Annotated in this window: 15 protein-coding genes; 12 read left to right on the plus strand and 3 right to left on the minus strand. The window is 54.8% G+C overall.

Annotated elements, in window-relative coordinates; all coding sequences use genetic code 11:
* Positions 1-245 precede the first annotated feature (245 nt).
* The 8 genes from OSO_RS0106440 to rplU all read left to right on the plus strand — a co-directional run bounded on the left by OSO_RS0106440 (position 246) and on the right by rplU (position 8,137).
* Positions 246-719: a hypothetical protein gene (locus OSO_RS0106440; RefSeq protein WP_010582642.1), complete on the plus strand. Its 474-nt coding sequence runs from the start codon at positions 246-248 to the stop codon at positions 717-719.
* Between the two features lie 184 nt (positions 720-903).
* A complete protein-coding gene (locus tag OSO_RS0106450; protein ID WP_010582643.1) occupies positions 904-1,353 on the plus strand; it encodes a hypothetical protein in 450 nt (149 codons plus the stop codon).
* Positions 1,354-1,946: 593 nt separating this feature from the next.
* The gene (gene hpf / locus OSO_RS0106460; protein ID WP_029246717.1) at positions 1,947-2,312 is read left to right on the plus strand and encodes a ribosome hibernation-promoting factor, HPF/YfiA family; all 366 of its coding nucleotides are present in this window, start codon (positions 1,947-1,949) and stop codon (positions 2,310-2,312) included.
* A gap of 41 nt (positions 2,313-2,353) precedes the next feature.
* The gene (locus OSO_RS0106465) at positions 2,354-2,824 is read left to right on the plus strand and encodes a PTS sugar transporter subunit IIA (protein ID WP_010582645.1); all 471 of its coding nucleotides are present in this window, start codon (positions 2,354-2,356) and stop codon (positions 2,822-2,824) included.
* A gap of 80 nt (positions 2,825-2,904) precedes the next feature.
* Entirely contained in the window at positions 2,905-3,195 is a 291-nt protein-coding gene (locus OSO_RS42405) for an HPr family phosphocarrier protein (protein WP_010582646.1), read from the plus strand.
* Positions 3,196-3,431: 236 nt separating this feature from the next.
* Positions 3,432-5,180, plus strand: a complete 1,749-nt coding sequence (gene ptsP, locus OSO_RS0106480) for a phosphoenolpyruvate--protein phosphotransferase (RefSeq protein ID WP_010582647.1) — start codon at positions 3,432-3,434, stop codon at positions 5,178-5,180.
* A 698-nt stretch (positions 5,181-5,878) separates the two neighbouring features.
* Complete coding sequence (locus OSO_RS0106490) at positions 5,879-7,489, plus strand: Rne/Rng family ribonuclease (RefSeq protein ID WP_029246718.1); 1,611 nt, start codon at positions 5,879-5,881, stop codon at positions 7,487-7,489.
* Between the two features lie 279 nt (positions 7,490-7,768).
* Positions 7,769-8,137, plus strand: coding sequence for a 50S ribosomal protein L21 (rplU, locus tag OSO_RS0106495; protein ID WP_010582650.1), 369 nt, complete (start codon positions 7,769-7,771; stop codon positions 8,135-8,137).
* A 372-nt stretch (positions 8,138-8,509) separates the two neighbouring features.
* Here the strand turns inward: rplU and OSO_RS42410 are convergent, their stop codons facing one another.
* Both OSO_RS42410 and OSO_RS42415 read right to left on the minus strand, forming a co-directional pair.
* The gene (locus OSO_RS42410; protein ID WP_010582651.1) at positions 8,510-8,767 is read right to left on the minus strand and encodes a phosphopantetheine-binding protein; all 258 of its coding nucleotides are present in this window, start codon (positions 8,765-8,767) and stop codon (positions 8,510-8,512) included.
* A gap of 163 nt (positions 8,768-8,930) precedes the next feature.
* Positions 8,931-9,365: an ANTAR domain-containing protein gene (locus tag OSO_RS42415; RefSeq protein WP_040591616.1), complete on the minus strand. Its 435-nt coding sequence runs from the start codon at positions 9,363-9,365 to the stop codon at positions 8,931-8,933.
* An 858-nt stretch (positions 9,366-10,223) separates the two neighbouring features.
* Here OSO_RS42415 and OSO_RS0106515 point away from each other — a divergent pair.
* The 4 genes from OSO_RS0106515 to OSO_RS42425 all read left to right on the plus strand — a co-directional run bounded on the left by OSO_RS0106515 (position 10,224) and on the right by OSO_RS42425 (position 14,735).
* Entirely contained in the window at positions 10,224-10,400 is a 177-nt protein-coding gene (locus OSO_RS0106515; RefSeq protein ID WP_157605061.1) for a hypothetical protein, read from the plus strand.
* Between the two features lie 72 nt (positions 10,401-10,472).
* On the plus strand, positions 10,473-12,041 hold the full coding sequence (locus tag OSO_RS47525; protein ID WP_010582654.1) for a sensor histidine kinase: 1,569 nt from the start codon (positions 10,473-10,475) through the stop codon (positions 12,039-12,041).
* A gap of 47 nt (positions 12,042-12,088) precedes the next feature.
* Positions 12,089-13,537, plus strand: a complete 1,449-nt coding sequence (locus tag OSO_RS0106525) for a sigma-54-dependent transcriptional regulator (protein ID WP_010582655.1) — start codon at positions 12,089-12,091, stop codon at positions 13,535-13,537.
* 241 nt (positions 13,538-13,778) lie between these two features.
* Entirely contained in the window at positions 13,779-14,735 is a 957-nt protein-coding gene (locus tag OSO_RS42425) for a sigma-70 family RNA polymerase sigma factor (RefSeq protein ID WP_010582656.1), read from the plus strand.
* Positions 14,736-14,816: 81 nt separating this feature from the next.
* On the opposite strand, the gene OSO_RS0106540 is transcribed toward OSO_RS42425, so the two are convergent.
* Entirely contained in the window at positions 14,817-15,920 is a 1,104-nt protein-coding gene (locus OSO_RS0106540) for a Gfo/Idh/MocA family protein (RefSeq protein WP_010582657.1), read from the minus strand.
* Positions 15,921-15,971: the final 51 nt, after the last annotated feature.

Below are 15,971 nucleotides of genomic sequence, written 5' to 3' on the forward strand. Positions count from 1 at the left end.
GACGAAGCTGTCTCTGGGTCGATGGCTTTGTCGTCACGTTGTGACGGGACCATACACCCGGGCGCTGGGGCTGTCCCCCCGGCGCCCGGGGTTTTCCTGATCGGAAGAATTCGAACCCGCCTTGTCCACACACCAAGGGGATACCGCCGCCCGACCGGATGGAACCGGCCAGTCGATGGCACCCCAAAAAATCACATCTCCGTGAAGGATCACGGGGACTGACGAACCAGCAGGAGGCTTTATCAATGAAGAAGTTCTATTTGTGCTTGGCGGTCGCGCTGCTTGGGCTTGGCACCGCGATGCACTGGCCGACGTCACACGCCAGCGACGACGAACCGTCTGCAGCGGTTGACCAAAAACAGGACCTGGTCGACAAATTGGAACTGATCTCGCGGATTGAAGGACTCGAGAAACGACTGGCCGCTCTTGAAGATCGCGACTCATTGATTCGCCAGGCGGATAACCGCGAGCCATCGTCGGTCCCGCAACCCGAGAGATTTTCTCCATCGCCTTCGGCAACCGAGTCAGGACTTCCGAATTTCGATGACGCGAGCGACGCCACAGATGCCGATTCGGATGACTTGCAACAAACGAACGGGCAGAAATGGAGCTTCCGGTTGCTGATTGATCGCAAGTCACAACGACCGTCACTGAAGGCACCAAACCAAGTCCGTGACAATTCTCCCGCCAAGTCGAAGGGACGTTCGCCGACCGCCTGAGACGAATGGATTTTGCGCGGCCGGCTTCGCATTCGAAACCGAATTGCGTTCTGCCAGCCGCCTGAATTCCTCGTCATTCCGCTGTCGCGCACGTCAAAAGACATCTTTGCGAATTTCATTCTTCCTGATATCAACCCGACTTCACTCCCCATTTTCCTGTCATGATTTTTCGAAGGGCCGTCGAATGCAGGCCGCTCGCGGACAATCTGCGTTTGTTTCGTGTCTGGCCATGGGACTGATCCTGGTGTCCAGCGGCTGCGCCGTCGGCGGAAAAAGCTTCGCCATCGACAGTAATTCGCGAGTTCCCTTCTTTGGCCTGGAACTGAAAGAGCGAAAGGCGAAAGACAAAGCCCCATCCTATCGCTCGATTAGTCAGTCGGAGGGCGGTCAGTCTCGGTTCCAACCCGCCCTGCAAACAGGAACATCGAGTTCGAGCCGCCTGCTGAAACAGAAGGATTTGCGAAACGGCGGACTGCGTGTCGCGGCGATGTCCGAAGATACCCGACCTTCTGCGGAGAGCCTGATCAGGACCGCGCCATCGGCTGTCCCTCTCTCACAGCCACTGCCGATGAAGGACGTTCGGCCGACACCAGAACCGTCCGATCGCACGGGCGCGATCCTCGATTTCCAGTAGGAATCAAGACGGCCGCGCAGTTTTCCTTCACGCGCAGGAGTGCTACACTTGTCCGGCCGTAGCGGACTTGCGTCTTGGGTGCGTTCGGCGTGTCGTGGCAACTTCTGCTGCTGGAAAGCCAAACTCTTCGTACGACGTGGCAATCGGAGGTTTATTCCGAAACGGACGAATTGTTTGAGCGTATCGGTCCGAGAAAGAATGCGCGATGGTACCGCATTTAAGCAGAATGGCATCTGCTTCGATGCGGGCAACAGTGAGACGCAGGTCAGAGAATCGGAAAGCCGCCGAGAATTCGGCACAAGCCCTGACAGGCAAGTGTGCTCGGTGATTGACGGGGATTTCTCGTAGAATACAATCAGTCGCGTATGTCCCCGAGGATGACCTCCTCGGGGTTATTTTGTCAGAATCAGAAATGGGAGTAGAGTTAAGGGTCGCCCCCTTATTCTCCGAACAAGTTGGTAAAGGATCGACGCCATACCTGGATGGTCGTTGGGGTGGGTTGCGTTTTTCACAATTCCAAGCCGCCCATACCCTGAGCGTCGATCTGAGTTGATGTTCCAGAGAATGAAATTCCAGAGAAAGAGTAGGTTTCGGTGCAAGTCGCTATCACCAGCAGACACGGTACTTTGAGTCCCAGCGCACAAGAGCACATTGCTCGGAAGGCTGAGAAATTGTTGACATTTTTCGATCGCGTGACGGCGATCAACGTGACAGTGGATTTTTCAAACGACCGAACCAACGTCGAAATTCTTGTGGATGCCGAGCATCGTCACGATTTGGTGGCGAGTGAATCGGGTGAAACCGGAGAGAACGTCATCGCCGTGTTTGACGCGGCTCTGCACAAGATGGAGCAGCAGGTGCGGAAGTACAAAGAAAAGATTCAGGATCACCGTCGCGACCCGGCACTGAGCGAAATCGCCGAAGCCGCGGAACAACGCAATCCCAAAGATAATCCGTAATACATCGAAACATTCAGATAGAAGCCAGAAGGGGTGATTCCATGAAGTTGTGCGACTTCGTTGTTCCGGGCGCGATCCTGCCCGAGCTTCCGGCCGGGAGCAAAGAAAACGCGATTCGAGCCATGGTTGCGAGCCTGCAGAAAGCCGGCAGCATCAAGGCCGAAGACGAAGAAAACATCGTCGCCGCAATTTTGAAGCGTGAAGAGCTCGGTTCGACCGGAATTGGTCGCGGCGTGGCCGTTCCACACACCAAACACAGTTCAACCGATAAGTTGATCGCGGCAATCGCTCTGGCGAAAGACGGCGTCGACTTCGCCAGCCTGGATGGCGAACCGGTTTACATCGTGTTTTTGCTGGTTTCCCCACCCGATCGTCCGGGAGACCATTTGCGGGGTCTCGAGAACATCTCGCGACACCTCAGAAACGATCATTTCTGTAAGTTCCTGCGTCAGTCCAAGACCAGCGAAGACATTTGGGAATTGCTTGCCGAAGCAGACAATAACGAACTGTAAACGTCTTCGCTCGTCCCGTTTCCACGCGGGCGGATGTCGTCAATTCCCGATCCAAACGCCTACGTGATGAATGATTCATCATGTCCGATGCAGTCATCCATCGTCGAACGGTCACTGTTATCAACGAGCAAGGACTTCACTTTCGTCCCTGCCAGTTGATTGCTTTGGCCGCGCAACAACACCAGGGCAGCGTGGTGCTGACCAAGGGGGCTTTGCGCGCCGACGCAAAAAGCCTTCTGGAGCTGTTAACGCTCGCTGCAGAACGGGGAACCAGCCTGGAAATTGAGGCGACGGGCGCTGGCTCGCAAATCGTTGTGGAACGGGTCAGCCAACTGTTCCTGGACGGGTTTCAAGTCGAGAAGAGTCCCTGATCGACAGAGCCGGCAACGCTGGGCGACAACTTTGGACTTCGCAAATCAAAGAGGGAGATTGCTGGGTAATACTTTGGTTTTCTGACTGTGAATCGCTGACTGACGGGTCATTCTGAAATTCGGAAGAATGGATCGTGTCGAATTGCGGAAGTGGCCCACAGGACACCTTGAATTTGGACTCGTTTGTGCTGCTGACGCCCCGCCATGATGACGTTTCAAGTGGATAGCTGTTTTTCATGCTGATAAAACGCGGTATCGCCGTTTCCCCCGGTGTCGCCATCGGCTCGGCCATGGTTCTGGGCACCGAAGATTTCCGCATCCCCGTCCGATTCGTCTCCGAGAGCGGGATCGAATTTGAGCTGACGCGATTCCACGCGGCGCTCGATGCCGTCTGCGAAGAAATCCTGCTGAACGAAAAGCTGGTCGGCGAGCGCCTGGGCGGACAGTACGCGCTGATCTTTTCCGCACACCTTGCTCTGGTGCGTGACCCGAAGTTCATCGAACAGGTTGAGTCACGAATTCGCCAAAAACAGTCGCCAGAGTACGCCGTCAGCCAGGTCCTTGGACAGTACGCGAAGCAGATGCAGAATCTGGGTGTATATCTGGCCGAGCGTTCCGCAGACATTTTTGATCTCGAGAAGAAGCTGCTGCGTCACCTGCTGGGCGAGCGGCGTGAAGAACTGAGTCATTTGACCGAACCTGTCTTGGTTCTCGCCCACAATCTGTCGCCAAGCGAAACGTCGAAGCTTGACCGCAAGTTTGTGCTGGGATTTGCGACAGAAGTGGGTGGCCACACGAGCCATACGGCGATCTTGGCGGGAGCCATGGAGATTCCCGCCGTCGTGGGAATCGGAAATTTTCTCGCCGACGTCTCAGGCTCTGAAACGATCATCATCGACGGCAGCAAGGGTGTCGTCATCATCGCCCCGGATGAAGAGACCTTGATTCGGTATCGCGATTCCGAAGAACGATTCCGAAGTCACGCACGCCGCCTGAGTTCGTTAAGTCGGTTGCCCTGCGAAACGCAAGATGGCGTACCGATCACGATGCTTGGCAACATCGAGTTCCCGGAAGAGGCCGAACCCTGCAAGGAGAAAGGTGCCGCTGGGATTGGACTGTACCGAACCGAATTTCTGTACCTTGAATCCAATCGTGAGCCGACAGAAGAAGACCACTACCAGGCTTATTGCCAGGTCTTAAAGGCATTCCCCGGTCAACCCGTCGTGATCCGTACGCTGGACCTGGGGTCAGACAAGATGCCCGGCGCACTTCGAGCCAAGTATCCGGAAAGCGTCAATCCCGCACTCAGCGTTCGTAGTATTCGCCTTAGCTTGCAGCATATTCAACTGTTTAAGACCCAGTTACGAGCCGCGCTTCGGGCGGCCGAGTTTGGCGATTTGTGGATCATGTTCCCACTGATTTCGACACTGCTCGAGTTCCGGCAGGCGAAAATGGTGTTGAGTGATGTGATTGAAGATCTTGAAGAGCAGGGGATTCCATTCCGGCGTAATGTCCCAATCGGAATGATGGTCGAAGTTCCCGCGGCCGCGATCATGGCGGAAGAATTTGCACGAGAAGTCAGCTTCTTCTCGCTTGGGACTAACGACTTGATTCAGTACACTCTCGCGGTCGATCGGGCTGATCAAGCCGTTGCGAATTTGTATCGTTCTGGCGATCCTTCGATTTTGCGGATGATTCGGCACGTCGTCAACGCGGCACGGAAGCACAACATTTCCGTATCCGTTTGCGGGCAAATGAGTTCCGACCCCGTATTCCTGCCATTACTGATTGGAATGGGAATTCGGCAATTTAGTGTGACACCTCATGCAATTCCTGAACTGAAGGAGGTTATTCGAAATCTGTCGATCTCGAAGGCGGAGAAAATCGCCGCTCGAGCAGAAACACTCGACGTTGCTCGCGATGTCGAGAACTATCTCGGGGGAGAACTGAAACGGATCTGCCCTGATCTCATGCAGTTGGACTGAACCGCGAATGTTGGATCGGGATTTCTCGAAGCCAGCTCGCCACGACGCAGTCGCCTGCAAAATTTACGAACGCCGCGGTCTTGTGATCGTGGCAAAATACATTGGATTGGAATCATTTCGAGTGCGTAATTGCGATCCAGACGCCGACAACCGCTTGCCGCTTGACCGAGCATCGCGTTGTGGGAACGGTGACGATTCTCTCGATGACCGCCGGCAGGACTCCTGCTTTGTCGGGTACTACGGAATTTCTCCGTATCCTTCCCGTCAGCAATCGGCGCGTCTGCACCTCTCTGGTTGGCCGCAAGTGATCTCGCACGACTTTGTCCGTGAACTCTCGTCGTCGGAAGGCGTTGAACCGTCTGAGTGCCTCGAAAACGCCAAGGCGTTTTTCCAGGGGCCCTTGGGACTGGGTGGTTCCGCTGAACGTCGATTTGCCGATCGGTCGCGCTCGTGCTCTCGTGCCAACGGTGGAACATCCGTCACTCGCCCAACGGTTCATCCTTCAGGATTGATCCGTGCGTCTAATCGCCTTGTTTCAACTTTTGTGGAGTTCAAATCAAGTCCTTGGAGCAATTCTCACCTCGCCTCGCCAACGAACGAAGTCAGCGTTCGCGTCGATTGGGAAGCGATTCGGATTGCGCCTGGTGCAAACGACTCAAAAGCCGGACTGCGCACTCACTCTTTGAAAAAGGTGAGTGATGAAAAAAGAAATGCTGATGAACGTCCTCCAAGCCGAGGAAAGCCGTATCGCCATCGTTGAAGATGGCCTTTTGCAAGAACTTTACGTCGAAAGAAACAGCCTCGAGAACTACGTCGGCAACATCTACAAGGGCCGCGTCGTCAACATCGAGCCAAGCATCCAGGCAGCCTTCGTCGATTTCGGCGTCGGCCGAAACGGGTTCTTGCATGTCAGTGACATCGAATTCCAGTACTACAAGCATCTTGTTGACGGCAAAGACGCTGATGACAGCGATGACGACGATGAAGATGACGTCCGTCCATCGCGCGGACCACGAACCAAATTCAACGAACGCAGTGTTCGGAACAAGCCGCAAATCCAGGACATTCTGAAGCGCGGTAGTGAAGTTCTGGTGCAGGTGATCAAGGGTGCGATCGGCTCCAAAGGACCGACTCTTTCAACCTACATCAGCATCCCTGGCCGATACCTGGTTCTGATGCCGGGGCTGCAACGCGTGGGGGTCAGCCGCAAGATCGCTGATGACGACGCGAGGAAACGATTGAAGCGAATCCTACGCGATCTGAGTCCGCCTGAAGGACTCGGATTTATCATTCGCACCGCCGGCGTTGATCGTTCGCAAGCGGATCTTCAGCGCGACTTGAACTACCTGCTTCGCTTGTGGAAGGTGATCGTCAGCCGGGTCAAAAAGTTCCCCGCTCCGGTCGACATCTACGAAGAAAGCGACATGATCACGCGGACAATCCGCGACATCTATACGTCCGAGATCGACGCGATCTGGATTGATGAACCCCGTGCGTATGAGCGTGCGTGCGAGTTCATGAAAATCGTGCTGCCTCGCCACGTTGATCGGGTCCGCCTGTACGATGGCCGCGAACCCATTTTCGAACAGCACGACATCGAACAAGAGATCACCCGAATCCAAAGCCGTCACGTTCCGTTGAAGGGTGGCGGTTCGATTGTGATCGACCAGACCGAGGCCCTCGTGGCGATCGACGTCAACAGCGGAAACTTCCGCATGGACGACGATCCGGAAGAGAACGCATACCAGGTCAACCTTCGCGCCGCCGAAGAAATCAGCCGACAGATTCGCTTGCGAGACCTGGGTGGCGTGATCGTCAACGACTTCATCGACATGCGCGACGAGAAGCATCGACGCGGAGTCGAACGAGCACTTCATCACGCCGTGAAACGAGACCGCGCACGTACGAAGATCCTGAATATCAGCCCGTTTGGGCTGATTGAAATGACGCGTCAGCGAATTCGTCCGTCGCTACGACGATCTGTTTACGAGGATTGCCCCTGCTGCTCGGGCACGGCGCAAGTCAAAACAGCAGAAAGCATGGCAATTGACGTCATGCGGCTTTTGATGTCACACGCCAACCAGGAAGACGTGTCACGCGTCACTGTGGAAGTTCACGAACGCGTCGCCGCATTCCTGAATAACCGTAAGCGACGTGACATCACGCAGTTAGAAGAAACATACGATGTGCTGGTGACTGTGGACGCCCGCAGTGGGGTGGGTCCTGAGCATTTAAAATTCCATTGTTCCAACACAACTGGAACAGAAGTGAAAATTTTTGCAAACCCAGACTCGAAATCGAAGAGCTAAGTCGGTATTCTCTCCCTCCCTCGCTGGGCATTGGTGTTTTCGTATCCCGAAGCGTCCAATGCCTTAAACCTCGATCGTCCCGAAAAGGACCGAGGCCGACGAGCTGAAATTCGGTAGTACACGATTTCGATTGTCAAATGATGGGCGAGCGGAGCTCGCCTCGCTCTTGTGGTGGCCAGTGGCGGCGACTGTGCATTCAGTCGCCGCAATCTGCCGCCAGCAGCGACGTTCGTTTCTATATTGCCTCGGAAACGGGGTAGAGGTTTTCGGGGTTCAGTTATGTTCGCAATCATTGAAGATGGCAGCCGTCAGTATCGCGTCAAGACCGGCGATGTGTTGGCTGTTGACTACCGCAACGACGTCCAGGACGGCCAGACAATCACCTTCGACAAGGTTCTGCTGGCAAACGGCGGCGGAACGAGTGTTGTTGGCCAGCCGGTCATTTCCGGGGCCACCGTCACCGGAGAAGTGGTCACGGCACAGCTCAAGGGCCTCAAGCTCGAAATCCAGACGTTCCACCGTCGTAATGCTTCGCGTCGTCATACGGGACATCGTCAGAAATACACTCGCGTGAAAATCACAAACATCGCCGTTCCCAACCTGCAAGTTGTTGAGCAGCCTGCTGCGGAAGCGTCAACCGCCTCCTAGCAACCTGTTGCAATAAGAGGGGGGGCTGCCCTTGACGACGTCTGGCGTTTCAGAGTCGTTGCGGAGCCAGTCCCCGTTATTTCAACGGACGATCAAATCGTGACCGTATTGGTCAATCGTAAGAATAACAAAACGCGAACAGAGGCTCTCTCTGTTCGCGTTTCTGTTTTTTTGCCCAGTCCCATGATTGGGCAATCATGGGACTGGGCAACCCGATCACACAGAATGCGTTTGTTTTATCGCCCGCGCGCCTCGCTGATCACATCCCAACACACGCCTCTGTATGACCACTCCTGTCCTGACACGACGTCGAATTGAGCGAGGGCAACCAATCACGCCAGGTTCGGGAACGATCTACCACTCGGATGCCGCTCACCTGGAGTTGGAACTCGCGCTGGAATCGCCTCGCAGCGATTGGAGCAGTGAATACAAGTCTGCGATCGTCGAGCACTGCATTAACTGCCTGGGCTTTAACGTGACGCTGAACATGTCATCCGCGACCGCAATCACCCCCAGAAAGGCCAGCGAGCTCCAGCCTGGGATGACTTCAATGATCGAGTCTTGATTCAAGCTTCCGGGTGCTGCATTGCAGAGCTGCTCAAACTCAGCGATCAACTCGGAAAGTTCCATTCGTCGAATTCCGTTTCGATGGTTTAAAGATTCAAGTTCCCTCAATTGAACAGGTCCAGCTCGAAAAAGTTTCGCGAGCTCAGTCGCTGTGCGTGGCTGAGATTAACAAACTCATTGCCACTTCGCCGGAGTCCTCCCTGAACTCAAGATGAAATCATCAAAATCAAAAGAGCGTCGTGCGAGACGGCCCCTGAACAGATGACGATATCTCTCGCGTCTCCCGGTCCGCCCGGCGCATCGCCGCGAGCAATGCCGAGACGAGCAGCTCCGAGGAAGGCCTGCGCAACAGAAATCCCTGAATGGAATATTGGGCGGACTGGTACCACTCGGCCGCAAATCCATCGACGGCCAACAAGACAACCGGAATCGACTGCAATGCATGTTCTTCCGCTCGGATTGCGAGAACCCCCTGACTGCCACCCCACAACAGGGAGAGTTCGAGCAAGACCACATCGGGTCGCACGTCGCGCATCTTCGCAATGCAATCCACTCCATCTGTCGCCGTCGTCACATCCATTCCGTTCAAGACCAACTCGTCAACACACCACGCACGCCGAAATGCGGATTCGCTCGCAACGAGGACTTGATGAGACATCATCGCAATCCTTGACTCAGATCACCTCAAGCGGCCTCGCCCGCGATTTGGGTAGCGAACGAGGCGCATCGATTAACACCACGAAATAAGAACCCCTCCAACCGCATCTTCGAACAGCCAGATGAAAGACTTTCATCGGTTCCGCCATTGCATATCGCGCGCCGAGGAGGTGGATGTCGAAAAACAAAGACAATCCACCTGTCTCTCATCGCTGGAAATGAGCCAATTCAATTGAACGCCGACTGCAGGTCAGGCAATAAAGGGCATTGAACCTTCAACCATGTCATGGCGATTTTGATTCGGATCAGCGTACGCCCCTATCACTTCATCACCCGCTAACTCGGTCGAACCTGAGATCTTCGTCGGAAAGTTTCTTTCCAATCGAAAAGAACATTTCCAACTCTCGGCTCCATACAGCAGCCCGCTTCAGCTCGCTCTTGCCACTGAACCAAAGTGCAGACCGGCAATTCGTCTTAACAAGTTCCAATTTGTGGCGAATCCTGTGGAGGGCGTAAGGCCTGGCAATGTTTCGGTGCAATGGCATTCGAGGTGCTTACGCATCCTCGAGGGACGCCCGTGGGCCAGCAATTGAATTCAAAGTGCCCCCTAAAACCGCCGTCACAATCTTAAATCAAAGCCGCGATCGAAGCAGGGATAGAGACCGTATCGAGATGTTTGTGGAGGTGACGCCATCGCGATCAACCGAATCATGAACTCTGTGAAAAGCAACAATACGATGTTGAGGGAATCAACGCTGCGGTGTAGCGACCGGGAGGTCTGTTGCCAATGTAGAGCCCCACTGCGGCGTTCGGCTTTCCCAAACCCTTGCAAGCACTCGAACACCTGCTGTTTGATCAGGGAATGCGTCGCGGGGCACAACTCTACGGCTGCGAACCGATCATGAGTGAAGGTCGCTTATCGAGTCCTGTCTATCTGCTGCAGTATCGTGTCATTTCACGACGCGATCATTGGCCTTTTCCTGACCGCATCGAGATGATCACCCGCGAGCGACTCAAGACATTTGTCCTAAATCCATAGAATCAACAAGAGGGCGCGATTGGGTTCTGACGGTTTGCATCACGTCCCGACTGACGAGCGCAGAGTTCTTTCATGAAATCGAATACGTCAAAGTCGATGCTAGCCCAGACGCTGGCCCCCGTGATCCTGGTGGCAACACTCTGGATTACGATGAGTTCCGTCACGAACTACTACGTGTATTGGCTCGAACGCTCACACCAGCGCAGCTTTACGGAAAGTGTCGTTTCGATTCGCGCGACGGAATCGATCCTGCTTCGGGTCTGGCAACTCGTCGCTGAACTCTACGATGAAACGGTCCCGATGAAAGGCGCCGCGTCCCGCTGGACGGAGATTCTGGACGAAATCATTCGTGAGCGGCAACGCCTTGATCAGGCCGTGTTCTCGAAGATGGAGCAACAAATCTTGACGACGTTCGAAACGTCGTTGAACGCGTTCACGGATGGCATGCCCCGCTTGTTCGATCGACTGGCGGCTCACGATCCATCGACCTCCCTATCGACCGAAATCGCCAGCGAGAAACGGCAAATCGTCGCGTTGGCACGACTCATTACCGATTCTGCGGGAGAACTGCTCAAGTTCAATCGTGAACTGGCAGAGCGAGATGCATTGCGACGCCAGAGAGTGACCCGTGTGGTGCTATCATTTCGTGTGGCGATGCTGATCATTGGCCCCGTACTGGGGGTGTTTCTCGGATGGCGACTGGCCTTGCGCATGCACCGCTCAATGGCGCGAATCGCCGTTACACTGCATGACGCGGGAGGCATCAATAGCGACGTCGGCACAATCGCCATCGAATCATCGGGCGACTTTGCCGATGTTCAACAGCAGGCGGAGCACGTTGCCGAACGCATGCGTAACGTTAGTCGCGACCTTCAGGCGGCTCGTCGTGAGGTACTGCAATCAGAGCGTCTGGCGGCGGTTGGTGAACTCGCTGCGGGAGTGGCTCACGAGATTCGCAATCCGCTGACGTCGGTGAAACTGCTCCTTCAACATGCAATCCGGCAGGCATCTGGACCGTCACTTGACGAGAACAAGCTACGTCTGATCCTGGAAGAGATCGGACGGATGGAAGCGACGATTCAAGGACTGCTGGATTTCTCGCGGCCACCAAAATTGAATCGAATTCCGCACGACATTCGCCAGACGTTGCGACGTGCGCTCAACCTGGTGGACGCCCGGATGCGTCAGCAGAAAATCGAGATCGTCACCCGGATCGACGAGTCCCCGTTGACGGTCGATGGAGACACGGAAAAGCTGCATCAAGTGCTGGTCAATCTGCTGATCAATGCGATCGAGGCAATGCCAGATGGGGGCGTGGTGACAATCGATGCCGCCGTTGTCGAAAATCGTCACCTCCGCCCTGCGTTCGATCCAAGCCCGAATGAGCCGCCGAATGAGCAATGGGTTCAGATCATCTTGCAAGACACGGGTGAAGGGATTCCGGACGAGGTTTTAGCCCGACTGTTTGAGCCCTTTGCAACGTCAAAAGAACGAGGAACAGGATTGGGGCTGGCCGTCTCCCGCCGAATTATCGAGGAACATCGTGGAACGATTCATGCCATCAATTGTCTCGATGGCGGTGCACAGTTCACGATCCATCTTCCATTCTACGAATTGACGGCCGATACAGGTTCGGCCTGAGACAGGCAATTTGCAGTCGCGGTCATCGATTCAATACGAGGTGTCACTTGGAATCGCTACTGGTCATTGATGACGAAGTCGGAATCTGCAAGACGATTCAAAACATCTTGCAGAGCGACATCCTACGCGTCCTGATCGCCTCAACAGCCGCGGAAGGATTGCGGCTGCTGCGTGAGGAAATGCCTCATGTGGTGCTGCTGGATATTCGCCTTGGCAAGATGTCAGGCCTCGACCTGTTTAAACAGGTCCATGAAGTCGATCCGAAAGCGCTCGTCATTTTTATTACGGGGCATGGCACTGCAGACACTGCGATCGAAGCGATGAAAATCGGTGCGTATGACTATCTCGTTAAACCACTCGACTTCGAACAGCTTCAGCAGGTTGTGGATCAAGCGCTGAAAATCGGCCGGCTGATGCACGCAGCCGCCGCGATCGACGACACCAGCTTGGCCGATGACTCGTCCGATCGCCTGGTCGGAAATGGCCCGTCGATGCAGTCCATTTGCAAGCAAATCGGCAGAATTGCGCCCCAGAACGTCAACGTGCTTGTTCTGGGCGAAAGCGGTACCGGGAAAGAACTCGTCGCCCGGGCACTCTATCAGCACAGTCGCAGAAATCAGGCCGCATTCCTGGCGATCAACTGCGCCGCAATTCCCGAGAACCTGCTGGAAAGTGAACTGTTTGGTCACGAACAAGGGGCGTTTACGGGGGCCGATCGCCGCAGGATCGGGAAATTCGAGCAATGCCACCACGGAACGTTGTTCCTGGACGAGGTCGGCGACATGCCATTGGCCACGCAGGCGAAAATCCTTCGGCTGCTTCAGGATGGGCAGTTTCAACGTGTGGGCGGCAACGAAACGCTGTCGGTTGACGTCCGCGTGATCGCCGCGACAAATCAGAATCTCGAGTCGATGATCGAAGATGGTCGATTTCGGCGCGATCTCTACTATCGACTGCGAGGCGTGACGCTGCATCTGCCCTCACTTCGAGAACGACTCGACGATATCCCCGAGCTGGCCCATTACTTCCTGTTTCGATTCAATCGACAACTTGGCACCGCCGTGCAATCCATCTCGCAAGATGCACTGGACAAGCTGCAACACTACCGATGGCCCGGAAATATTCGCGAGTTGCAAAGCGTCATTCGTGAAGCGCTTATTGTGTCAACGGGCCCTACACTGCTGCCTGAATTTCTGTCCATCGAACTTCACAGCGATGGACCGGTGGAAGTCGAAACGACTGAGCCGATCGTCAGCGTCAATCAGAACGCCTGGAAAACCCTGGGCGATTTCGTCGAACAGGAGATGACGCAAAGTAGTGTCGATATCTACCGGCGCGCCCTGATTCATTTCGACCGAATTATTGTCGGTCAGGCGATGAAACTTTCCGGCGGACTTCAGTCTCGCGCGGCCGAAATTCTGGGACTGAGCCGCCCCACCTTAAGAGCCAAAATCCGAACGATGATGTCGGGACCCCAGCAACCCGATCCGAATTGATCGGCCTCGCGTCGCAGGAAAACGACATTTCCAACACATTCTGCGCGAATTCCGCGCCACTTCGGATAGATGAAATGGCCGATTTCCAATCAGCGAATCCAACGGAAATTCATGAGAAATTCCCAACGGACGCCCCGTTTTTCGTGTAAGGGTCCGCGTACGATTCGGTATGGAATGCTTGTTGGAGTAGTCACGCACGACTAAGATGCGTGAACGATATGGACGTTTTTAGGAGGCTTTCATGGTCCGGTCGTCTTCAAGCTCGATCGATCGACAAATGTCGGGCTGCGATCAAGAAGCGCGCGTAGCTCGGATTCTGATGCTAGAGATTGAGTTCATCCCCAGCGATGAATTCGAATCAATGCTGGCCGCGAAAACAAAGACACAGAAATTTGAAATCGACACTCCGAAGCGGGCTCCACGCCGACGGGTTGCTCCTGATGGTGAACACACGTCCTGTCTCTCGTCGGCACTCAGTGAACCACTGCTCAGCTTTGCTGAAGAACAGTTCGAATTTCGGCGAATGAATTACCTGAAATTCGTGGCCGCACGCCTTCAAACGTCACTCAACCCACGCCGCCCCTCAATCACGAAAGTCGCCGAGATCGAACGGCTGCTGGTCGAAGCCAAGGAAGTTCGCGATCACATTATTCGCAGCAACCTTCGCCTTGTCGTTTCGAACGCGGGAAAATACCGATCTCCACACTACGGATTCGAAGACCTGGTCAGCGACGGCTCGCTGGCTCTGATGGAAGCGGTCGATAAATTTGACTATCAGCGGGGATTTCGATTCAGTACCTATGCGACGCATGCAATCCGACGCAGTTTCTTTCGCAAGATCGAACGACGTCAACGCGACCGGACGCGATTCGTTGCCACGGACCCCAGCGTGCTGATCAGCACACCTGACACATTTGAAGAACTCGATCTTGGGGCGACAGCGCAAACGCGATTGATCGGACGTGTCGTCGAAACATTGAGCGAGCATTTGAGTGACCGCGAACGCCATATCGTCGAGGGGCGATTCGGACTGAACGGGCGATCTGAACCCAGAACGTTGATGGAATTGTCTAGCGAGCTGGGGATCTGCAAAGAACGCGTTCGACAGGTCGAAGGTCTGGCACTTCGAAAGCTACAATCCGTTGCGATCAACTATACGCATACGGATACGGAACTCTCGGAAGCCGCCCCTGTGTGAGGCTGTCGAGTCGGAAACGACCACCGTTGCGTGAGGGCTAAGGCCCTGCACGCAACAGTGGTGAAAAGCAAATGCGTTTGACTACAGCGTGACGATCGCGCCGTTGGAACGAGCGGATTTCAAGCAGGCATCAAGAACTTGCTGAGTCTTCAGCGCGATGTCGGGCCAGTGATTGTCGGTTTTTCCCGATAGCACAAGCTGCGAAAAATTGCGGAACAGATTGGTTTCCTGTGCGTTTCCCCATCCGTTGCTGTATTCCGGAACGGACACGCGTCGCGTGTGATCTTCCATGTTGAAATCGCAGCTCACTTGATTGAGCCCTGCATTGCGCACGCGGAAAGAAACTTCGTTGCCGAAGTAGGGAATCACGAAATCTTGAACATCAATATAGCCGGCCGTTCCGGCAATGGTTGCCCACTGCTGCACGGCAGTCAGGAATGAGCAATAAAAGCTCGCCGTCACGCCGTTCGCGAAAAACAGCTCGCCGGAAAACTCTGTGGGCACCGAAGCGCGACTATCCGTCCGCTTGGCTTCGTTCAACATCCGGCCGCTGACGCGCGTGGGCATCAGATAGTTCATCACCCATAGCGAAAACCGGATGTTGTACCAACCGAGATCGCCAAGGCATCCGAGTGGTTCCAGTTCGCCGCTTGAACGAATGTTACTCTTTGCGAACTCGTCCGTTCCGCAGAAACTGAACGAGGTCTCGATTCGCCGCAGTGGACCGACGCTGCGGCCGTCATCGATCGCCTCGCGCAACTTGTTCAGCCGCTGACTGTGCATGAACATCACACCGTCCATGAACTGAACTTTGTGCTTTTGACACGCAGCGATCATCTCGGCTGCTTCGGCCGAGTCGCATCCAATCGGCTTTTCGGCAAGCACATGCTTGCCCGCTTCTGCCGCACGAATAACCCATTCCTTGCGAAGCCCGGTGGGCATCGGAATATAGACGGCATCCACATCGGGCCGCTTCAACAATTCTTCGTAGCTTCCCACCGCGACAGGCTTCGGATCAAATGAAGAATGAGCCTGACATTCGTCGATGAACTGCTGGGCTTTATCAAGGCTTCGGCTGGCAACGGCCGTCACGACGGAATTTTCCGCGTTCCGAATACCCAACCAGTTCTTACGAGCAATATTCGCGGCAGATAGAATGCCCCATCGGCAGACTCGGTGACTCATGTTTCAATCCCAGGAACACAATGACGGTCAAGCACTGCCGCGTAGAATACC

The organism is Schlesneria paludicola DSM 18645 (genome assembly GCF_000255655.1).
In the GTDB taxonomy this organism is placed as follows: domain Bacteria; phylum Planctomycetota; class Planctomycetia; order Planctomycetales; family Planctomycetaceae; genus Schlesneria; species Schlesneria paludicola.